Here is a 22,409-nt window from a genome sequence, read left to right as displayed (position 1 = left end):
TCAGATGATTAAAAACCTGATGATTCCCAGTCAAGTTACTTTAAACGCTGGCAGTCGAGTAAGTTAGTAACTATGCCTTGTAACTGCTCCAAATCGGCAGCATTCCCCAGACTTACCGCTTCAGTGACTCCTGAAACTAAAACGTTACGTTCAGGAATACGTTCGGCGCAATAGGTTCGATTCGCTTCTTGGAAACGTTTACCACCGCGATACTTAAGTGCCCTCGATTCATAACCATTAGTTTCTAATCTCGCCCCTAAGGAATCAGATTTAAACATCAAAGCGCCATCCACTATTCCTTCAAGATAGCTTTGGCAAGTCTGCGAGTTTGCATCTTGATTACAGGCCGATATTTGCGATGCCGTCGCGGTTGTTGATAAACATAAGAGCGTTGCTATTCCCATTAATTTCAACTTTATCATAGTTATACTCCTTTATTAGGTAACACTTTTGATAACCAGAAATACCCGACTAACGCTGCCATAATCGAACCGATTAAGGTCCCTAGGCGTGCTAAGTCACCGTACATAGGGTCTGCATGTTCAAAGGCTAACGACGCAATAAACATAGACATAGTAAAACCAATACCGCACATGGCCGCGACGGGGGCAATTTGCTTCCAACCTACGCCATCGGGCAATTGCGCTAATTTTAGTTTCACCGCAATAAAGCTAAATAACATTACACCGATTGGCTTACCTAACATCAGGCCCAATGCAATACCAACTGGAACAGGAGAAATTAACGTCTCCAAATTCATATTGCCGACATAAACGCCCGCATTGGCAAAAGCAAACACTGGCAAAATGAGGAAAGTACTCCAGGGATGCAAACTATGCTCTAAGCCTTCTGAGGGTGAACTGCCATCCTTTGCCCGCAATGGAATACAAAAAGCAATGATGACGCCAGCCAGAGTCGCATGCACTCCAGACTTAAGTACGGCAACCCAAAGGATTAACCCTAAGATGCCATAGGGTAAAAGTGAGGTAACCCCTTTGCGGTTTAACCCAACCAAGCCCGCAATCGCTAAACTGGCAATCACTAAACTGATGGTTGATAAGTCAGTACTGTAAAACAGCGCGATAATCACTATGACGCCTAAATCATCGATGATAGCTAAAGCAAGTAAGAAGACTTTCAGTGAAACAGGAACGCGGCTTCCGAGCAGCGCCATAATACCTAAAGCAAAGGCAATATCGGTCGCGGCAGGAATCGCCCAGCCCGCTTGTGTGACAGGATCACCATAGTTAAACAGTAAGTACACGCCAGCAGGGACTAGCATGCCGCCAATGGCGGCAAAGGTAGGCAGGGAAGCTTGAGCGACACTCGATAAGGCGCCTTCAAGTAACTCACGTTTCACTTCTAAACCAATCAGCAAAAAGAATATGGCCATCAAGCCATCGTTTATCCACAGGATGAGTGGCTTGTGTATGTTGAGCTCGCCAATTTTGACTTGAACGTCAGTGCCTAAAAAGCCTTGATAAAGTCCAGATAAAGGGGAATTGGCCATCAGCATGGCTAAGGCAACAGCAACCAATAACAGGATACCGCCAGCCGACTCTTGGCTCAGAAAATTTCTAATTGCTTTTTCCATCTTGCACTCCTAAAAATCATAATGAATTGAGTGTAGACGAATTGTAATAACAAATATAATCGTAAGTTTCTCCCTAACACCTCGGTTATTCCGAAGTGTTAGGCCAAAAAACATACATCACACAGCAACAGGGGCTTTGATATGAGGGTGTGGAGCGTAGTTTATTAATTCAAAATCATCAAATTGATAGTCAAAAATCGACTCAGGTCTGCGTACAATAGTCATGGTCGGCAACGGTTTTGGATCACGACTTAACTGCAGTGCCGTCTGTTCCATATGATTAGAATATAAATGGGTATCACCACCCGTCCACACAAAATCACCTAAGGCCAAGTCACATTGCTGGGCGACCATCATAGTTAACAAAGCATAACTGGCAATATTAAATGGCAAACCAAGAAACACATCACAACTACGCTGATACAGCTGACAAGATAATTTACCATCGGCTACATAGAACTGAAAAAACGCGTGGCACGGTGCCAAAGCCATTTTATCCAGTTCGCCCACGTTCCACGCAGAAACGATAAGACGGCGAGAATCTGGTTGAGATTTTATCTGGGCGATAACTTGCGAAATCTGGTCGATAGCATCACCACTCTGGGTTGGCCAACTGCGCCACTGGGCACCATAAACTGGGCCCAAATCGCCATTATCATCGGCCCATTCGTCCCAAATACTGACCTTATTTTCGCGTAAATAGGCAACGTTAGTTTCACCCTTCAGAAACCACAGCAATTCATGAATGATAGAGCGCATATGGCATTTTTTGGTGCTCACCAAAGGAAAACCTTTGCTCAAATCGAAGCGCATTTGATAGCCAAATACCGAGCGAGTCCCAGTACCTGTGCGATCCGATTTATCCACGCCTTCGGCTAATATATGCTTCATTAAGTCTAAATACTGTTTCATTGCTGCTTACCTTGCTTACGAAAAATCAAGTACAAACCGATTAACACCATAGGCACAGAGAGTATCTGCCCCATAGTCATAAATCCCCAGTAGAGTCCCAACTGTGTGTCGGGTTGCCTCACAGTTTCAACCATAATACGGAACATACCGTAACCGACTAAGAACATACCAGAGACTGCACCGACTTTATCGGTACGTTTGCTAAACCAGTAAAGTAATAGGAATAATGCTACGCCTTCAAGGGCGAACTGATACAACTGGGATGGATGACGTGGGTCAGGCCCACCAGTTGGAAACACCATAGCCCAAGGCAGATCAGTGGTTCGTCCCCAAAGCTCGCCGTTGATAAAGTTACCAATACGACCAGCGCCTAAACCAATAGGCACAACAGGTGCCACCATATCGGCGATAGCAAAAAAAGTACGTTTTTGTTTCCACGCGATATAGAGCATCGCCGTAATCACGCCCATCAAACCGCCGTGGAAGGACATGCCACCTTCGGAGATTTTAAATAAATAGAGGGGACTGGCGAGGAAATAATCGAAATGATAAAAAAGCACGTAACCGATACGGCCACCTAAAATCACCCCAAGAAAACCATAAAAGAGTAAATCTGAAACTTGCTCTCGCGTCCATATCCCCTTTGAACGGTCGGCTTGGCGGTTCAACAACCACATGGCCGCAACAAATCCGACTAAATAGGTAAAACCATACCAACGCAGTGCCGGTTCAAAGGTTTGTCCAAAAAGATTAAACGGTCCAAATGAAACGATCACGGGATCGATATTGGGGAAACTCAACGCCATAACACATCCATTAGCAGCCTCAAACTGAGATAAACATAAAAACTAGGTCAGAATTAACTTAAGGCCGACACATAGAAGTAACAGTGCAAATATCTTTTTAAGTACAGGTGTTGGCCAAGTGCTCGCCGCTTTTACCCCCACAGGCGCCATCAAGACAGAAGTGATCACTAAACCAAACAATGCAGGTAAATAGATATAGCCTAAGGTACCATAGGGCAACTCAGGGGCATTCATTCCTGCAATAATATAGCCGAAACTGCCAGAAAGAGAGATTAAGAAGCCCATCGCCGCAGAAAAGCCCACGGCTTGACGCATCTGTAAACCATAAAAAGTCAAAAATGGCACTATCAGTATACCGCCACCTATCCCGGTCAAACCTGCCAAAACCGCAACAAAAGCCGATACAACAAAAAGCACTACTGAATTAGGTAATTGACGATTTGATTCGGCCTTAACGGGATAAGCCATTTGAATTGTCATTAAAATCACAAAGATGGCAAAACCTTGTTGTAACTTATCAGCGGGAATACGCTCAGCAATAAAACCTGAAGCCAGCGCGCCTATAATCAGGCCCGGTAACATTGATTTGAATAAATCCCAAGGCACATTGCCACGCTTATGGTGGGCACGTGCCGACGAAATAGAGGTGAGAATAATGGCTGCTAGCGAAGTGGCAATTGCAATATGGGGGAGCTGAGTAGAGCTAATACCGACCGATGGCAAAATATAAAGCAGTGCCGGCACTACAATCAAGCCGCCACCGATACCTAATAATCCTGCCATAAAGCCGACAAATGCGCCTAAAGCCAAGCAAATAAAGAACACCAACAACAAACTATCCACACGAGTACCTACAGCGTGATAAATTGAGGGCCTTAGCTTAAAGCAAAACACAGCATTAGTTAATTAAGAATTGTTGCGAGACCCTGCTGGGTCAAATATTCTTTAACCAGCTCACGCACTTGGAAGCCGTTTGATAGGCTCAGCGCTTTAGCAAGTAATTGATCTAAATCAGCCCGCGCAACACGTCGCAATAGATAATTGATCCGCGCTAAACTGCCCTGATTCATACTCAACTGATCGTATCCCATAGCCACCAGCAAAATGGCCCCCATAGGTTCGCCCGCTAACTCTCCACAGATACTAATATCGAGTTTATGGTATCGACAATCTAGGTGCGCCTGATGCAAAGCCCGCAATATTCCAGGATGATAACTGTCAAATAACGAGCTCACCCGCGGGTTATTACGGTCAACAGCCAGCAAATATTGGGTTAAATCATTACTACCAACAGAGACAAAATCCACTCGTTTTGCCACATCATCCAACTGATATAACATGGCAGGCACTTCGAGCATAATGCCTATTCGTGGCATCACTATGTCGCTGTTAACATCGTTTTTTAATTCAACATAGGCTTGTTGCAAATATTCTAAGGATTGATCGATTTCATCTAAGTTGCTGACCATAGGCAGCAAAATACTTAACTGTTTACCGTCTCCCCCAGCCTGTAGCATGGCCCGTAACTGCACCAAAAACAGCTCAGGATGATCCAGAGACAAGCGAATACCGCGCCATCCAAGGAAAGGATTGTCTTCTTTAATCGGGAAATACGGTAAAGGTTTATCGCCTCCCACATCTAAAGTACGCATCACCACAGGTCGACCGGACGCGGCCGATAAGACCTGTTGATAGACTTTGACTTGCTCAGATTCACTCGGGAAGCGCTGTTGCAACATAAAAGGAATTTCAGTGCGATAAAGCCCAATACCGTCGGCGCCCTCTGCAATTTCAGAGGCCACACCACTGAGTAATCCCGCATTGAGATACAAGCGAATACGTGAACCATCTAGGGTTACAGAAGGCAGCGCTAATTCTTGGGCATACTGGCGTTGCAAAGCTTTTTGTGCCGAAATCAGGCTACGATACTCACCGACAATCGCAGGTGATGGCGACACCAATAACTGACCACGGCTTGCGTTTACAACTAAAAGTTTTTGGTCAATATTGGCGGATAACAGTTGCTCGACACCTGTAATAGCAGGCACACCTAAGGCACGGGCTAAAATGGCGGCATGGGAGTTTACGCCACCAAGCTCAGTGACAATACCCGCAAGCTTTTGCCTTGGGAACTCAGCCAACATAGTCGCATCGGCTTCACGGGTAATGAGGATTACAGGTTTATCGGGCTCAAGCTCTAGACGTTCTGGCTCAATAAGTTGGCGTAATACTTTTTGACCTAAGTCGCGAATATCGCTAGCCCGCTCCTTAAGGTAAGGGTCTTCCATTGCTAAAAACTGTTGAATATAACGTAGAGACACTCGACTCACCGCCGACTCAGCAGCCCAGCCTAATTGCACTTCACGGGTATATTCGCCGCCTAAACTAGCATCATCAAGCAGTAACTGTAATGCATTGAAAATGGAGACAACTTCGTCATCTTGCTCGCGATCAAACCGTTGAGATAAGGCACCTATCGCTTCTTTACAACGCACCATAGCCGTGGTTAAGCGACTCGATTCATAGGCAATATCGTCAGAACGTACCTCAGGCTGTTCAAGGGGGATTTCCCCACCAAGTACGAAGGCATACGCAATGGCGATACCGTTTGACGCTGAAGTACCTTGAAACAGAATTTGTTGATGATGGGAGCTGACTTGTGCTTTTTGTTTTAAGCCACGCACCGCCATCGCTAATTGGGCGGCGAGCGTCATCAGGAAGGCTTCTTCACCCTCACTGAATTGGCGAGCACTCGCCTGCTGTACCACTATCACCCCAACCACAGCCTTCTGGTAGATAATAGGTACAGCTAAAAAAGCGCGGTATTCTTCTTCGGCGACTTCAGGAAAAAGCTTAAACCTTGGATGAAGCCGAGCATCCGCTAAATTAACGGCCTCTTCTCGCTGGGCAGCAAGTCCAACTAAACCTTCAGTCAGCGGCATACGTACTCGACCAACGGCGCTTTTTTCAAGACCATCGGTTGCAGATAACACGAGTTCTTGCTCTTCTAGGATATAGATGGAGCAACATTGGGTTTCCATCGCCGCTTTAGTCGATGAAACTAAGATTTCTAATGCGGTTTCCAAACTGTGGGCAGATGCCACAGCCTGAGTAATATCCCTAAGCGTATTTAACACTGTTTTCAATCCTCTTTTGAAAATCAGCCCGTTGTTTTTTGTCTTCCCCGTTTCCTAGGTATTTCTAGGGTTTGGAATGACAATGCCGTTACCGCAAACTCTTTCATCACCTTACGATAAACATCACGCTTAAATGACACAACTTGCCGCACAGGATACCAATAACTTACCCAGCGCCAATCGTCAAATTCAGGATGCCCAGAAGAACTCAAATTAATCGCACTATCTTGGCTTTTCAGTTGTAACAGAAACCACTTTTGTTTTTGCCCGATACACACAGGTTTACTGTCTTGCCTCACTAAACGCTTTGGCAAACGATAGCGCAACCAAGAACGGGTCGAGGTTAATATATGCACGTGTTCAGGTCTTAGGCCCACTTCTTCATACAACTCACGGTACATAGCCTCTTCTGCTGTCTCGCCATCATCGACGCCACCTTGAGGAAATTGCCATGAGTGTTGACCGAAACGTCTAGCCCACATGACTTGGCCATATCTGTTACAAATTATAATGCCCACATTTGCGCGAAAGCCGTCGCTATCAATCACATGGACTCCAAATCACATTAAATTTTAATAAACTGATTGTTTCATAAAGCTAGTCTCTCAGCAAACCTCTATTTTATCCTAAGCTTTGGATAACATCTGACTTAAAAGACATTTATCAACAATGCTAGGGGATGGAATCCAGGGATATCCACATTTTCTGTGGATATCTCTGTTTGAAACTCAGGTGAACTTGTTATAACGTTCAAAAAACATCTATTTACCATCGTTTTTAAAATTTAGCGTTAAAACTTAATAGCAAACAAATTCATAAACTTGCATATTAATCATGATTTATTTTAGACTAAAAAACCAATAAAGCTCATTATTTGACCAGCAAGAAGTATTTCTATCATTCTCGCGATATTACTCAACTTTATACACAAATAGTGTCCACAACTGTCCACAAAAGCCAGAATAAATGCACTTTATTCGCATTGACTTAGGATTTTTATTAGGTTAAGAGGCTCACTTTACTGAGTTATCCATAATATCTGTGGATAAGTATGTGGGGAACGCAAGGGAAAGCAGAGAGTAACTTTGAACACTTTTTTGCAAAACGGGGGTTAACACGGATATAAAATTTAAAATCAGTCACTTAGAATAAAAACATTCGGTACAAGTTAATCCACCCTGTAGGGCTCATTTTTTAACCACCATTGCTAAGCGGTTATTTTTAAGTAAAATCCAGCCATGAATCGAATTATCCCCCCTGAAAATCTATCTGAACTACTCGAACGTGCCAACATGATGGCGGGCGTGAGTTTGGCGCAGATAGCAAGCCAAAGAAGCATTCGTGTCCCCAAGGATCTTAAACGCGATAAAGGTTGGGTCGGTCAATTAATCGAAATGGAATTAGGCGCAACGGCGGGTTCTAAACCTGAGCAAGATTTTCTGCATTTAGGGGTCGAGCTTAAAACTATCCCCATTGATACACAGGGGCGACCGCTGGAGACCACTTATGTCTGCGTGGCGCCGCTATCAAATATCCAAGGATTAACCTGGCAAAACAGCTTAGTCTGCCATAAGTTACAGCGAGTACTTTGGGTACCCGTTGAAGGAGAGAGGCATATTCCTGTGGGTGAGCGCCGTATAGGTACGCCAATATTGTGGGAACCGGATCCGCACGAGTTGCAATTACTGCAACAGGATTGGGAAGAGATCATGGAGCTTATCGCCCTCGGAAAAGTAGAGAGGCTTACAGCGCGTCACGGCGAAGTGCTGCAATTGCGACCTAAGGCCGCGAATAGTAAGGCGTTAACACAAAGCATTGCCGAAGATGGTAGCCTCAAAATGACTAACCCTAGGGGTTTTTATTTAAAGACCAGTTTCACTGCTATGATACTTAATAAGGTATTTGGTTAATTTTTAGTAACGATATGGACTTGGATTGATCCAGATCACAAATTTCACTGGCACTAAGGTGACTCTTTTCTATAAACTACGGCATCCTGAAATCACAGCCGTATTCGGATACCAATCAAGCAGTGAGAGCACGTAGACAAGCGAAAAAACTCCTTTTTGCGATTTTAGCTTGGGCGATTGCCATGGCTGCATTCGTGTTTTTTCGATATGCCCAATCACCAGAGCTGCCCCAATGGGCGGTAAGTTCGGCTGATCTCGCAACACTTGCTATCTACATGGGGATTATTTTCGGCAGCTTACATTGGATGTCGAACGTCATTGCCGATTTCAGTGCAATCAATCGCCTCCCCTATGTGTTTTCAGTCATCTTTAAGGGCTTGTTTTTATTACTGGGTGCTACGACGTTAGCTTACATGACTCAGTTTTTAAATATGTGGGCCATCGAAAATCACATGTCGACCCTCAGACAAATGCTGACGGCGCACATTCTCTATAGTCCTTCATTCCAAGCATTGATCGTATATTTGGTCGTCGTACGAGTCAGCTTAGCTTTTGTCGAGCAAATGGCATTATTAGTCGGGCCGCGTATTTTACTCAACATAGGCCTTGGTAAATACCATAAGCCAAGATACGAGCAGCGCTTATTCCTCTATTTAGACATGGTCGCCTCAACCACACATGCCGAATCACTTGGCGATTACCGCTTTAGTCGATTGATCCAAGACAGCTTTAGTTTACTTTCAGATACAGTGTCCAATAACGAAGCTGAAATCTACCGCTATATGGGAGATGCAGTGCTGCTTCACTGGCCATTAGAAGAAGGGATAGTTCACGACCGCTGCATGAATATTTATTTTGAATTTAGCCAACAACTGAACTGGCAACGCCGCTACTTTGAAGAGCATTATGGCTTTGTGCCGAAATTTAAAGCGGCGGCCCATTGTGGCCAAGTCGTCGCTGCAGTTGTTGGTGTACAGAAACAAGAAATTAGTTTCTTTAGTGACGTGCTCAATACCTTAGCAAGACTGCAAGATCAATGTAATCCACTAGGACAGCGCATGTTGATTTCGGGCGCACTCGCGGGACGTTTAGATAACCCCAACACTCAGTATCACCTATCAAATCTAGGCCCAGTCAAACTCAAAGGGAAACAACACTCAATTGAAGTGTTTGGCGTTTCCCCGCTCTGATTTGTAATCGACTTTAAGCTTTAGCTTGAATTAATGCTTTGCAGTTACAGTCAGTTTATTCCCCGTCCTTAGTTAATAATTTTTGGATCATTAAACCTAAAGTGCGGAAAGTTAAGATGCGACTGGTGGTTTGACGCCAAACAAGGCCGATATCACGGTAAGGAGCTTCACCCGGTGGCGTCATCACCACTAAATCTGTGTCATTCAAAATACCCGCGTCAATGGCCATTTGCGGAAGAAACGTGGTGCCCAGTTTACTGTTCACCATCTGCACTAAAGTATGCAAACTGGTGGCGGCAAACGGATTGACTTTCGCACTATCACCTAGCTGACATGCAGTAATAGCATGGCCTGTGATGCAATGCTCACTTTGCAGAAGAAAAATGCTCTCGTCCGGCAGAGTTTGATAATCAATAGGTTGATGTATGCCACCCGCTAAATCTTTGTGGGCAACCATTTTGAAAGGATCTATGCCCACTTTCATGCTGTGGTAACCGCTAGTATCAACGGGTAGCGCTAGGATCAATAAGTCCAGCTCTCCTTTACCCAAAGCATCTAGCAAACGCTCAGTGGTATCTTCCTTCAATAATAAACTCATCGCCGGATAAGATTGCTGACACTGGCGGATCACACGACTCAATAGGAAAGGCGCTATGGTTGGAATACAGCCTAAGCGAATATCCCCCGTCATCGGCTCACCTTGATTTTTCACTAATTCCACCAAATCATCCACATCAGTGAGAATTTTACGGGCGCGCTGCACCACCTCTTCACCAATGGCGGTAAACATAAATGACTTATGGTCTCGCTCAATCAACTGATGCCCTAACTGCTCTTCTAGGTTTTGGATCCCACTTGAAAGTGTTGATTGACTGACAAAACACACCTTAGCGGCGCGGTTAAAATTCTGCTCTTGATGGAGATTCACCAAATAGAATAAGTTTTTTAAGCTAGGTAAACTTTTCATTTTCTCGATTGCCATGAAGGTTATGAATTAAGAAATTAAATCTACTTTAGCATAAGTGATGAGCAATAACGCGGCATAAGATATCAGGATTGTGACCCGAATCGATATTCAATCGGTTCGCCGTAAAACTTAAGTGGGAGTAACAAAATAAGATGGGAAAAGCGCTAACAAGAAAATGTCGAAAACAATAAACTTAATCGTAAAACCAATGCAAGATTCACTCAATTGAGCGCAACAATAGACATTATCGCTGCGCCTTAACTTACCTTAGCAAGTAATATTTTATGCTTTGGCTTGGAGGAATAACTTTAACTGTTGTAAATCTGCACTCGCGTGTTCAACGATGTCAGCAACCCAAGAGCCATGTTCAGCATCCCATCTTGCTTCTTCGCCATGCTGTAATAACTGGGCGATCTGCTGAATACGTTTTAACCCCACAGAACCTGCAGCACCTTTAAATTTATGTGCTTCTGAACATAAGGTATCTTTGTCTGCTGCGTCGTTAGCTTTCACTAGATTTCCAACATATTCAGGCATTAACTGCTCAAATAACACCACACTCTTGAGTAAGGTACCGGCACCAATGGCGCTGCAGTACTGTTCGAGAGTATTGAGATCTAGGATTGCTTCTAATTCAACTGTGGCCATAAGGCCTCCCTTAAGTGGTTCAATGCTTAAAACGAATTTATCACATGATACCCACTAAAATTGTCAGTGCAACTTATAGCGATATTCATGGTCTAATTCAGATTAAAATTAACAAAAAACAAACTAATAGTCGTAAATAAACGCTTACGAAATAATAGCGACGACATAACATTTAGGGAGTAAATTTATCCCACTAACTTGCCTCTATCGTTGCGCTAATGCGTGCCCTTGTCCACCATAATGCTGCAAATTATCCACAATCGCCACCAATCCATCCCAACGATAGGCACACCAATCGGGTGCTAATAGCATAGGCTTTTTCGCATAAGCGGTGACACGGTGAAAAATCACGTCTAGGGGGGTATGGCGGATCATCTCGCCGACACTGTGGGCATAATCCTCAAGACTCAATAAAGGTAAGCGCCCACTTCGCCACGACTTAGCCATAGTGCTACCTTCGACGATATGCAAAGGATGTAGCTTCAAGCCATCAACGCCATGCTGCAATACAGCAGCTAAAGTCGCCATATAATCGCTATGGGTTTCATCGGGTAAACCAAGAATGAGATGAGTGCACACCTTAAGACCGCGAGCTCTCGCCCTAGACACAGTGTCACAATAACAGGCGAAATCATGGCCACGGTTAATTCTACGCAGTGTTTCATCTTTGGCTGTTTGCAACCCGAGTTCTAACCACACATCGACACCATTTGCCTGATAACGCGCCAGTAAATCCAGTACATTATTCGGCACACAATCGGGGCGAGTTCCAACACATAAACCGACTATCTCGCCATCTTTAACCGCTTCATCGTACTTAGCCATTAACACTTGATATTCATCATAAGTGCTAGTGTAAGCTTGAAAATAAGCAATAAATTTATCGGCTTGTGCCTGAGGCTTCGCCTCACGATAGCGGCTCTTACCCTGTTCGAGTTGCTCAGTAATACTCAATAGTTCGGCGGTTTGATGGCTAAATGACGCCACATTACAGAAAGTACAACCTCCGCGCCCTAAAGTGCCGTCACGGTTAGGGCAAGTAAACTTGGCATCTATAGTGAGTTTTCGCAGTCGGGTGCCATATCGCGCCTTACAAACGGCACCAAAGGTGTTCACATATGCATCAAGCCCCATCAGAGCACCCACCAAATTTCATATCGCTTCATTGAGAATAACCAAGATAAAATCACAAATAGAAAAGAAAATACGTGAACAAATAGAAGAAAAAGCTTAGTGTAAATAAGGTAGCGAGAGTTTTCTTGGCGCTACATCAAATTCCCGCCTGACTCATACCGTTATTATCATAAATGTGCGCATCCTCAAATTAGCCAGCTTACCGCTGAGATCTTGCTCACATCAAAAATGAATAACAATTCAACAATTTTAATTTTTTATCTATTTACTGTGTTTGCAATAAAAATCACTATTTCTAAATCAAAAACAATCCCATCAGCATGTTACACCTTGGTAAATATTGAGTTTGATATTTTTTAAAATTCTTTTTATTCATAATGTTATACGGCACATTTTACTGTTGACGTTAACGTAAGGCAATTGTGATTTGTGTATGAAACATGAATTAATACCCATGTTTTATGCAAATTTTTGGTTTGACCTTTATTGAATCTCAGGCTAATTTGGGTGGTTCGGGTGCATATCTATAGAAAGTCTTTACATTTTCTCCCCGAGTAGTAATCAGTTGAGGTCTAGGGAGGTTTTTGTATGAGCTTATATCATCCCAGTTTTGAGCGGGACAATTGTGGTTTTGGGTTGATAGCACAGATGGATGGCGAAGCCAGCCACCGTATAGTGCGCACGGCAATCCATGGTCTAGATCGCATGAAGCACCGAGGGGGCATTGCCTCCGACGGTCGCACTGGCGACGGCTGTGGTTTATTAATGCAATTACCCGTGCAATTTTTTGAAGCGATTGCCGCGGAAAATGATTGGCATTTGAGCAGAAAATTTGCCGTAGGTATGCTGTTTTTAAGTCAAGATGATGAACTGGCTGACCAAGCCAAGTTTATTCTTGAGCGCGAACTCGAGCGTGAAACCTTAAGTATTGCAGGCTGGCGCAAGGTGCCTGTCAATCCCGATGTGTTAGGTGAAATTGGCAAGGCTAGCCTGCCACAAATCTATCAAGTGCTGATCAACGCCCCCATTGGCTGGCGTGAAAAAGACTTGGAACGTCGCCTTTATATGGCGCGTCGCCGCCTAGAGCAGCAGATCACCGACGACAAAGACTTCTATGTCGCGAGTTTGTCAGGCCAAGTTATCGTCTATAAAGGTCTGATGATGCCTGTAGACTTGCCCGCGTTTTATCCCGATCTCGCGGACATTCGCTTAAAAAGCTCTATCTGCCTATTCCATCAACGTTTCTCAACGAATACTTCTCCTAAATGGCCATTAGCTCAGCCGTTTAGATATTTAGCCCATAACGGCGAAATCAATACTATTACGGGTAACCGTCAATGGGCTCGTGCCCGTGCCTATAAGTTTAATTCGCCGCTACTTCCAGATTTGCAGCAGGCCGCTCCCTTTGTGAATGAAACAGGCTCAGACTCTTCATCTTTAGATAACATGCTGGAAATGCTGTTATCTGGTGGCATGGACTTATACCGTGCCATGCGTCTATTGATCCCGCCTGCTTGGCAAAGTAATCCGGAAATGGATGACGAATTAAAAGCCTTCTACGACTTTAACTCTATGCACATGGAGCCTTGGGATGGTCCGGCAGGTATTGTGATGACCAACGGTCGCCATGCCGCCTGCGCTGTTGACCGTAATGGTCTGCGTCCATCGCGTTATGTGATCACAAAAGATCGTATTTTGACCTTAGCCTCCGAAGTGGGTATTTGGGATTACGCCGCCGATGAAGTGATTGAAAAAGGCCGTGTTGGGCCTGGCGAATTGCTGGTATTAGATACCTTGAACGGCCGCCTGTACCAATCTTTTGAAATTGATAACGATCTTAAACGCCGCCACCCTTACAAAGAGTGGATGGCGAAAAACAGCCGTACTTTAACGCCAGCGGAAGATTTAGCCTCTGAGCAGCACGGTGCCAGCGAGTTAAGCCCTGAACTATTGCTGCAATACCAAAAACAATTTGGCTATACCCGTGAGGAATTAGAACAAGTCATTTGGGTATTGGCGAAGCAAGGTGAAGAAGCCACAGGTTCTATGGGCGATGACACACCTATGGCGGTATTGTCGAAAAAGTCACGTTCCCTGTATGACTATTTTAGGCAGAAATTTGCTCAAGTAACGAATCCACCTATCGACCCCTTACGTGAAAAGCACGTCATGTCATTGACCACTTGTATTGGCCGTGAACAGAACCTCTTCAATGAAACGACTGGGCATGCTTACCGAGTGATGTTCAATTCACCTATTTTATTATTCAGTGATTTTAACCAGTTACTGGGATTAGATAGCACTTACTATCGCGCCAATATTGTCGATTTAAATTACGAACCACAGGAAGGCTTAGAAAGTGCCATTCGCCGTATCACAGCCGAAGCCGAGCGTTTAGCCCGCAGCGGCACGACTTTGTTGATCCTTTCGGATAGAGCCATAGGTAAAACGGCGCAAGTGATCCCCGCGGCCATGGCGGTCGGTTCTGTGCAACAAATGCTGGTGAATAAGAGCCTGCGCTGCGACACCAACATTATTGTTGAAACCGCATCGGCGCGAGATCCGCATCACTTTGCTGTATTGCTTGGCTTTGGTGCCACGGCGATTTATCCGTATTTAGTGTATGAGTCAATTTCCGAACTGGCGAAACGCCATGACTTAACCGATACCACGGCATTGATGTTGAACTTCCGCTACGGCATCGAAAAAGGCTTGCGTAAGATCATGTCCAAAATGGGCATCAGCACTGTCGGCTCCTATCGTTGCAGTCAGCAATTTGAAGCCATAGGCATTGCCAGCGAAGTGATCGAACTGTGTTTTAAAGGCGTAATTAGCCGCATCGAGGGCGCAGGCTTTGCAGAAATCGCCCAAGACCAGGCTATTTTGCACAAAGCTGCCTACCGTGCCCATGTGCCATTACCGCAAGGTGGCCTGCTGAAATACGTTGAAGGCGGCGAGTATCACTGCTTCAACCCTGATGTGGTCAACACCTTGCAAGCGTCATTGATTGACAAAGATTTTGCGAGCTATAAAAAATTCGCCGAACTCGTCGACAATCGTCCCGTGGCTACACTGCGTGACTTAATCGGTATTAAGGGCGCGCAAACATCGATTAATGTCGCCGATGTAGAAGCGGCATCAAATCTATATTCACGTTTTGACAGTGCCGCCATGAGCATCGGCGCCTTGAGCCCTGAAGCTCATGAAGCGCTGGCTATTGCGATGAACCGCTTAGGTGGCCGCTCGAACTCAGGTGAAGGTGGTGAGGATGCACGCCGCTTTAATACTGAACGCAACTCAGCAATTAAACAGATTGCCTCGGCACGCTTTGGCGTCACGGCGCATTATCTAGTTAATGCCGATGTGTTGCAGATTAAAGTCGCCCAAGGGGCAAAACCCGGTGAAGGTGGTCAGTTACCCGGCCATAAAGTCAGCGTTGAAATCGCCGGACTGCGTCATGCACGTCCTGGTGTGACCTTGATTTCACCGCCGCCGCACCACGATATTTACTCTATCGAAGATTTAGCCCAGCTGATTTTCGACTTGAAGCAAATCAATACTAAAGCGCTGATTTCAGTGAAACTTGTGTCAGAACCCGGTGTGGGCACTATCGCCACCGGCGTGGCCAAAGCCTATGCGGACATGATCACGATTTCAGGGTATGACGGCGGCACAGGTGCTAGCCCAATTACCTCAGTGAAATATGCGGGCAGTCCATGGGAGCTAGGGTTAGCCGAGGTGCATCAATCGCTAGTAGAAAATGGTCTACGCCATAAAATTCGCCTGCAAGTCGATGGCGGCTTAAAAACCGGTACCGATGTGATTAAAGCCGCGTTATTGGGCGCCGAAAGCTTTGGTTTTGGTACTGTGCCTATGATCGCCCTAGGTTGTAAATACCTGCGTATTTGCCACTTGAACAACTGTGCGACTGGCGTAGCAACGCAAGATAAAAACCTGCGCGACAACCATTACCATGGTCTGCCAGAGCGAGTGATGACTTACTTTGAGTTTGTTGCACAGGAAGTTCGTGAATGGATGGCGACCTTAGGGGTGAGTAAGTTTGAAGACTTAGTCGGCCACAGCGAATGGTTATATGCCCTCGAAGGTCAAACCGCTAAGCAACAAGGGCTCGACTTATCGCCGATTTTGTATCAACCCAAGGTGCCAGCAACCTCGTCACGCACTTGGCAAGAAACCAATCCACCGGCGGATTTAGGGCTGCTTAACCAGCATTTATTAAACGAATGCCAAAGCGCTGTCGATAAGGGCGAGAGTTTCGATGCAGCTTACAGCATCAACAACACCGACCGTTCCGTTGGCGCGACCTTGTCAGGCTATATCGCGAGCACACTCGGCGTGAAAGGCACCAAAGCGCCGGTCAAACTGAGCTTTAACGGCAGTGCCGGCCAAAGTTTTGGCGTGTGGAACAGCCCAGGCCTTGAGTTAAAACTCTGCGGCGATGCCAACGACTATGTGGGTAAAGGCATGTCTGGCGGCCAAATCGTCATCTACCCGCCAATTGGCAGCCCGTTCCAAAGTGAGCGCAGCGCCATTGTCGGTAACACGTGTCTTTACGGCGCGACGGGCGGCAAGTTCTTCGCCGCAGGTCAAGCGGGCGAGCGTTTTGCAGTCCGTAATTCTGGGGCGATTGCTGTGGTTGAAGGGCTTGGCGATAACGGCTGCGAATACATGACCAGCGGCATTGTGGTTGTCCTTGGCAAAACAGGGGTGAACTTCGGCGCTGGGATGACAGGCGGTTTTGCCTATGTGTTCGATCAATTCGGCCGCTTCAATCGCCGTGTGAATACTGAGCTTGTCGATACTCAAAAACTCGAATCACCTATTCATCAACAACATTTAAAAGGTCTGATTGAAGCCCACGTGGCCGAAACGGGCAGCGAACATGCCAAGATGATCTTAAGTGATTTTGGTAACTGGTTAGATTGCTTCGTATTAGTAAAACCTAAAAATATTGCCGTGGCCGATCTGCTCAAATTAGAGAAATCGAGCCCAGAATTAGTTGTAAAAGCGGGGTAATGGCGCATGAGTAACGATTTTCAATTTATTGAAGTGGGTCGTAAAGACCCCGCTAAACACCCTGCGGCTAAACGTGCGACTCAGTTTATTGAGATCTATCAGCCTTTTGCTCAGCCTCAAGTGGCTGAGCAAGCGGACCGCTGTTTAGATTGCGGCAATCCTTATTGTGAGTGGAAGTGCCCGCTACACAATTATATTCCTAACTGGCTCAAGCTAGCGGAACAAGGTCGCATCATGGAAGCGGCAGATTTAGTACATGAGACCAACACTCTGCCCGAAATCTGCGGCCGTGTTTGTCCACAAGACAGACTCTGTGAAGGTGCTTGTACTCTGAACGACGACTTTGGCGCTGTCACTATCGGTAATGTCGAAAAATACATTACCGACACAGCGATCGCCCAAGGCTGGCGCCCCGATATGAGCAAGGTCACGCCACGCCCTGAACGAGTGGCGATTGTCGGTGCGGGTCCTGCGGGTTTAGGCTGCGCGGATATTCTGTCTCGCAACGGTGTTAAAGCTGTGGTCTTTGATAAATATCCACAAATTGGTGGTCTACTCACCTACGGTATTCCGTCTTTTAAACTCGACAAAGCCGTTATGGCGACCCGTCGCAGTGTATTAGAAGGCATGGGCATTGAGTTCAAACTCGGTGTCACTGTCGGTAAGGACATCCCATTTACTAAACTGCTCGAAGAATACGATGCCGTCTTCCTCGGCATGGGCACCTATACCCCGATGAAAGCAGGTCTTGAGGGTGAAGAAGCCCAAGGCGTATACCAAGCCCTGCCCTATTTGATTGGTAACACCCATCATTTAATGGGCACTCAGAATGCTGAAACGCCCTACCTGAACCTTGAAGGTAAACGTGTGGTGGTATTAGGCGGTGGTGATACTGCGATGGATTGTGTGCGCACAGCCGTCAGACAAGGTGCAAGCAGCGTAGTCTGTGCTTACCGCCGGGACGAGGCCAACATGCCAGGCTCACGTCGTGAAGTGCAAAATGCGCGGGAGGAAGGAGTTAACTTCCTGTTTAACCGTCAACCTGTGGCAATTAAAACCCAAGATGGCAAAGTAGTTGGCATTGAATGCGTCGAAACCGCCATGGGCAAAGCCGATGCCAGCGGTCGTCAACGGGCCGAAGCGATTGCAGGTAGCGAACAGTTGCTCGAAGCCGATGCGATTATTATCGCCTTTGGTTTCCAGCCTAGCCCAGCACCTTGGTTTGCCGAACACGGTATCGAGCTAGATCAATGGGGCCGAGTTAAAGCGAGTAAGTTAGATGAAAACCCATTCCAAACCACAAACCCGAAAGTGTTTGCCGGTGGTGATATGGTGCGCGGTTCTGACTTAGTCGTGACAGCCATTGCCGAAGGTCGCGATGCCGCCCAAGGTATTCTTAACTACTTAGACTAAGCGCTATAGATTAAGCGCCAACGTGTTTGTTTTATCGGTAAAAAACATTTTACCCTTGTCATTTTAACAAGCACTCCAATGGCTGGACTCGTGCAAACGAGTTCAGCCATTTGCTTGTGGCTTATCGCAATCGGTTGATGGATAAAATAGATAGATAAAGCGTGCATCTTAGGGATGCACTTTTCCGTTAACCCTCCCACCTTTTTACCCCGCGATTATCAAGCAATCCCAATCTCGCCATAACGACTGCATAAAACTGTGTGGTATATTAGCCAGCATTACCGTGTCCCACTCTTTAAGTGTTGAATCAAAAAGGTCTCCCATGAAAATTGGAATTATTGGCGCAATGGAGCCAGAAGTCGCTCACCTGATCGCCGCCATGACAAATGCGACATCGCAAACCATTGCTGGTATTGAATTTATTGCTGGTACTCTCGCGGGTAAAGACGTAGTAGTGACTCGCTCAGGCATAGGTAAAGTCGCCGCAAGTATTGCGACCACGCTACTCATCGAAAAATATGTGCCGGATGCGGTGATCAACACAGGTTCAGCCGGTGGTTTTGTGGATTCGCTGGCCATTGGCGATATCGTGATTTCTTCTGAAGTGCGTCACCATGATGTGGATGTCACCGCCTTTGGTTATGAAATTGGCCAAATGGCGCAGCAACCTGCTGCGTTTATTCCTGCCGCACATTTAGTTGAAGCAGCCAACAAAGCAATTGCTCAACTGGGTGAAGTCAAAGCGATTGAAGGTTTGATTTGTACTGGCGACAGCTTTATTTGCGATCCTGTTCGCACCCAAACCATGCTCAAAAACTTCCCGACTATGGCCGCCTGTGAGATGGAAGGCGCGGCAATCGCTCAAGTTTGTCATCAGTTTGGAGTGCCATTTGTGGTGATCCGCTCTTTATCGGATAACGCCAACAATGACTCGCCAGTGGATTTCGACTCTTATATTGTCAAAGCGGGTTATCACTCGGCTCTGATGGTGATGTTGCTGCTTGAGCAACTGAATCCTAGCGCAGTAAAATAATCACTTAAGTGGAAAGTACCGAATGCACACCTCTTTTTATCAACAACTTGTCGAGATAGATGGCGCTTTGTTTGAAGGCTTTTTGGTACTTTTTTTTGCTTTGTTATTGGCGCGGTTAGCGCCATTGCCACGGGAAATGCAGCCGCTTATTTGGTTTAGCCATTTAGCTAAGCAACTCGCAGCCAAGGTAAATCGCCCTGAACGATCTCCAAGCCAACAAGCTACAGCAGGCTTTTTAGCTATGATGCTGTTACTGTTTCCATTTTGGGCCATTATCACCTTTTTACTCGAACTGGCTGCCTTTCCATGGTTTTTCGAATTTTTGGTGCTTTATCTGTGCTTAACCGATGCAGGGTTTAGCCAAGTCGCCGATGAAATCGCTAAAGCCTTAAAACGTGGAGACAATGCCAGCGCAAAAAAGCTTTTACAGCCTTGGGTGGTGCGCGATACCGATAGTTTGTCGGAAATCGGCCTAGCCAAAGCCACCATAGAAAAACTCGCCACTGCACCTATTTACGGCACAGCATCGACCATTTTCTTTTTCGCTATTGCTGGAGCACCGCTAGTGCTGGCGGTGCGTATGCTCAAACAACTCGAATTGAGCTGGCCGCCCATTCAACCAAAATATCAACATTTCTGCAGTACTGTGAATGGTGTATCCATTATCTTGCTGGCGATTCCGGCTTGGTTGTGGAGCCTGTCGCTCGCCATTCAAGGCGGGCCTAAGGCGTTTGCAAAACTTTTTAGAGCCCCTAAAAATCATCACGCTATTCGAGGTTATGTTCTCAGTGTGAATCTCGTGGCCAGTATTTTGAGAATCGAGCTCGGTGGACCACAGAAGTTTGCTGGCGTGCGTATCAATGTGGATAAATTGTGCTACGGTCCGCAGCCAACCTGTGATGACATCACGCCTGCAATTAAGCTGACCTCACGTGCCTGTGCTATCTGGTTTAGCTTTATCATTATACTGCCCTTGTTATGGGCAAGTTTACGTTGGTTACAAAGCCTGTGATATGATGCCGCATTATCTCAACGTGAAGTTAAAGGCTGACCATCTTGCTCGAAAACATGCATGTTTCATTAACAACACCTGCGTTGTTATTTCCTGCTATCTCATTGTTACTATTAGCTTATACCAATCGTTTTTTTGCCTTAGCCGCATTAATCCGAAATTTAAGCAATGGTGAAAAACCCGTACATAAAGATCAAATTAAGAACCTGAGCCAGCGTATTACCATCATTCGTCGAATGCAGGAAGCAGGCGTGTCAAGCTTTGCCCTATGTGTACTGTGTATGATTTTTATCTATATCGGCTTTAATAAAACCGGCTCAGTGATTTTTGGCGCTAGCCTACTGCTCTTGCTCTATTCACTGATTTTATCTGTGATTGAAATCCGCATCTCTGTTGACGCATTAAATATCCATATCAAAGAGATGAGTAAATGAGCCAGTGGATCTACTTTTTTGATTTATGGGGTACCGCTGTATTTGCATTATCCGGCGCACTTGCCGCTGGACGCCATAGAATGGACCCCTTTGGCGTTATCGTGCTCGCCTCGGTTACCGCTGTCGGTGGTGGCAGTATTCGTGATGCCTTAATTGGTGCAACGCCAGTGTTCTGGATCCGCGACCCGAATTACATCATAGTGATCCTCGCGACCGTGCTCGTCTGTTTGCTATTAGTCCGTCGCCCTCGTAAGGTACCAGAGTATATTTTACCCGTCGCAGATGCCTTTGGATTGGCCCTCTTTACCGTGATAGGTGCTGAAAAGGCCCTCAATATGGGCTTGAGTGGGATGATTGCCGTCGTAATGGGCTTGATCACAGGCGTGGGAGGAGGCATTATTCGAGACTTACTGTGTAGACAAGTTCCTATGGTCTTACGCACTGAAGTCTATGCCACAGCTTCGATCATAGGTGGTATCGGCTATACCGTGAGCTTAGCCTACGGTATGGGCGAAAAAATGGCGCTGTTTCTGGCGATGGCCAGTGCCCTGTTAATCCGCTTAAGTGCCATCAAGTGGCATCTTTCATTACCGGCCTTTGATCTCAAGACCAAGAGGGAATAGTTTGCGAATATTGTGTTTTATTTTGTGCCTCATTTTTGTTCCAGCCCTCAATCCTGCAGCGGCGCAAGCCAACTCAGGTGAAATGCCACAAGAACAGCAGTTAGCCGTAAAATATATGAATGCGCTAACTGAACACGACTATAAGACACTGCGAAAATTCTATAACCGCGAAAGCGTCTTCTTCGACAAAACCGCCAACCGTAAATACACTGGCGGCCGCTTCATTATCGACTTCCTTGAGCGTGCCCACGAGGGCGTGCTCGAGTACAACTTCAACATAGAACATATGTATAATGCAGGCTCTTTAGTGGTGATGATAGGTAACTACCATTTCAAGGGTCCAGGTGAACAATTTGGCAAACCGGGGAAAATCATCGATGTTGCGATACCTGGTGTGACAAGCCTTAAGATCGACATGCTCAATCGCAGAGTAACGGAACATGTCGACCTAATCGATTACCAGACCATGTCAGACCAATTAGCGATGCAGTAGTCACAAAATTTACCCGTCTTTGAAACTTGATCCCTAAAAACGAGTCGAAACTAACAATGAGTCAAT

Annotated in this window: 19 protein-coding genes; 9 read left to right on the top strand and 10 right to left on the bottom strand. The window is 45.9% G+C overall.

Annotated elements, in window-relative coordinates:
• Positions 1 to 35: 35 nt before the first annotated feature.
• From KO531_RS00250 to rppH, 7 genes are all read right to left on the bottom strand, one after another.
• Entirely contained in the window at positions 36 to 422 is a 387-nt protein-coding gene (locus tag KO531_RS00250) for a hypothetical protein (protein WP_105249860.1), read from the bottom strand.
• 2 nt (positions 423 to 424) lie between these two features.
• Positions 425 to 1,594, bottom strand: a complete 1,170-nt coding sequence (gene nhaA / locus KO531_RS00245) for a Na+/H+ antiporter NhaA (protein ID WP_028760832.1) — start codon at positions 1,592 to 1,594, stop codon at positions 425 to 427.
• Between the two features lie 117 nt (positions 1,595 to 1,711).
• Complete coding sequence (thyA, locus tag KO531_RS00240; protein WP_219250085.1) at positions 1,712 to 2,506, bottom strand: thymidylate synthase; 795 nt, start codon at positions 2,504 to 2,506, stop codon at positions 1,712 to 1,714.
• Positions 2,503 to 3,312, bottom strand: coding sequence for a prolipoprotein diacylglyceryl transferase (gene lgt / locus KO531_RS00235; RefSeq protein WP_219250084.1), 810 nt, complete (start codon positions 3,310 to 3,312; stop codon positions 2,503 to 2,505). The genes thyA and lgt overlap by 4 nt, the downstream gene beginning before the upstream one ends.
• A 42-nt stretch (positions 3,313 to 3,354) precedes the next feature.
• The gene (locus KO531_RS00230) at positions 3,355 to 4,155 is read right to left on the bottom strand and encodes a sulfite exporter TauE/SafE family protein (RefSeq protein WP_028760835.1); all 801 of its coding nucleotides are present in this window, start codon (positions 4,153 to 4,155) and stop codon (positions 3,355 to 3,357) included.
• A 59-nt stretch (positions 4,156 to 4,214) separates the two neighbouring features.
• Positions 4,215 to 6,449 (bottom strand): phosphoenolpyruvate--protein phosphotransferase, encoded by a 2,235-nt coding sequence (ptsP, locus tag KO531_RS00225; RefSeq protein WP_105249864.1) that lies wholly within the window; start codon positions 6,447 to 6,449, stop codon positions 4,215 to 4,217.
• A 23-nt stretch (positions 6,450 to 6,472) separates the two neighbouring features.
• The gene (gene rppH / locus KO531_RS00220) at positions 6,473 to 6,997 is read right to left on the bottom strand and encodes an RNA pyrophosphohydrolase (protein WP_006080762.1); all 525 of its coding nucleotides are present in this window, start codon (positions 6,995 to 6,997) and stop codon (positions 6,473 to 6,475) included.
• Between the two features lie 690 nt (positions 6,998 to 7,687).
• Between rppH and mutH the strand changes: the two genes are divergently transcribed.
• Positions 7,688 to 8,359, top strand: coding sequence for a DNA mismatch repair endonuclease MutH (gene mutH / locus KO531_RS00215; RefSeq protein ID WP_131523041.1), 672 nt, complete (start codon positions 7,688 to 7,690; stop codon positions 8,357 to 8,359).
• Positions 8,360 to 8,481: 122 nt separating this feature from the next.
• A complete protein-coding gene (locus KO531_RS00210) occupies positions 8,482 to 9,549 on the top strand; it encodes an adenylate/guanylate cyclase domain-containing protein (RefSeq protein WP_105249866.1) in 1,068 nt (355 codons plus the stop codon).
• 55 nt (positions 9,550 to 9,604) lie between these two features.
• Here KO531_RS00210 and oxyR read toward each other — a convergent pair whose 3' ends face one another.
• From oxyR to KO531_RS00195, 3 genes are all read right to left on the bottom strand, one after another.
• The gene (oxyR, locus tag KO531_RS00205; RefSeq protein ID WP_198572141.1) at positions 9,605 to 10,516 is read right to left on the bottom strand and encodes a hydrogen peroxide-inducible genes transcriptional activator OxyR; all 912 of its coding nucleotides are present in this window, start codon (positions 10,514 to 10,516) and stop codon (positions 9,605 to 9,607) included.
• A gap of 282 nt (positions 10,517 to 10,798) precedes the next feature.
• Positions 10,799 to 11,164 (bottom strand): Hpt domain-containing protein, encoded by a 366-nt coding sequence (locus KO531_RS00200; protein WP_028760840.1) that lies wholly within the window; start codon positions 11,162 to 11,164, stop codon positions 10,799 to 10,801.
• 204 nt (positions 11,165 to 11,368) lie between these two features.
• Entirely contained in the window at positions 11,369 to 12,298 is a 930-nt protein-coding gene (locus KO531_RS00195) for a TIGR01212 family radical SAM protein (RefSeq protein WP_173246136.1), read from the bottom strand.
• 588 nt (positions 12,299 to 12,886) lie between these two features.
• On the opposite strand from KO531_RS00195, the gene gltB reads away from it, so the two are divergent.
• The 7 genes from gltB to KO531_RS00160 all read left to right on the top strand — a co-directional run bounded on the left by gltB (position 12,887) and on the right by KO531_RS00160 (position 22,343).
• A complete protein-coding gene (gltB, locus tag KO531_RS00190) occupies positions 12,887 to 17,335 on the top strand; it encodes a glutamate synthase large subunit (protein WP_219250083.1) in 4,449 nt (1,482 codons plus the stop codon).
• Between the two features lie 6 nt (positions 17,336 to 17,341).
• On the top strand, positions 17,342 to 18,748 hold the full coding sequence (locus KO531_RS00185) for an FAD-dependent oxidoreductase (RefSeq protein ID WP_219250082.1): 1,407 nt from the start codon (positions 17,342 to 17,344) through the stop codon (positions 18,746 to 18,748).
• A 322-nt stretch (positions 18,749 to 19,070) separates the two neighbouring features.
• Positions 19,071 to 19,781 (top strand): 5'-methylthioadenosine/adenosylhomocysteine nucleosidase, encoded by a 711-nt coding sequence (locus KO531_RS00180; protein WP_219250081.1) that lies wholly within the window; start codon positions 19,071 to 19,073, stop codon positions 19,779 to 19,781.
• A gap of 22 nt (positions 19,782 to 19,803) precedes the next feature.
• Positions 19,804 to 20,793 carry a cobalamin biosynthesis protein gene (locus tag KO531_RS00175; RefSeq protein ID WP_212599976.1) on the top strand — a complete coding sequence of 330 codons (990 nt, stop codon included), beginning with the start codon at positions 19,804 to 19,806 and terminating at the stop codon, positions 20,791 to 20,793.
• Positions 20,794 to 20,849: 56 nt separating this feature from the next.
• Positions 20,850 to 21,227, top strand: a complete 378-nt coding sequence (locus KO531_RS00170) for a DUF2721 domain-containing protein (protein ID WP_012088590.1) — start codon at positions 20,850 to 20,852, stop codon at positions 21,225 to 21,227.
• Positions 21,224 to 21,850, top strand: coding sequence for a trimeric intracellular cation channel family protein (locus tag KO531_RS00165; protein ID WP_105249873.1), 627 nt, complete (start codon positions 21,224 to 21,226; stop codon positions 21,848 to 21,850). Before KO531_RS00170 ends, KO531_RS00165 begins: the two co-directional genes overlap by 4 nt.
• A gap of 1 nt (position 21,851) precedes the next feature.
• On the top strand, positions 21,852 to 22,343 hold the full coding sequence (locus tag KO531_RS00160; protein ID WP_028760847.1) for a nuclear transport factor 2 family protein: 492 nt from the start codon (positions 21,852 to 21,854) through the stop codon (positions 22,341 to 22,343).
• Positions 22,344 to 22,409: the final 66 nt, after the last annotated feature.

The organism is Shewanella sp. NKUCC06_TVS, from assembly GCF_019345515.1.
GTDB lineage: Bacteria > Pseudomonadota > Gammaproteobacteria > Enterobacterales > Shewanellaceae > Shewanella > Shewanella oncorhynchi.
Note: the sequence above shows the minus strand (reverse complement) of the source record. Positions and strands in the feature narration are given on the sequence as shown.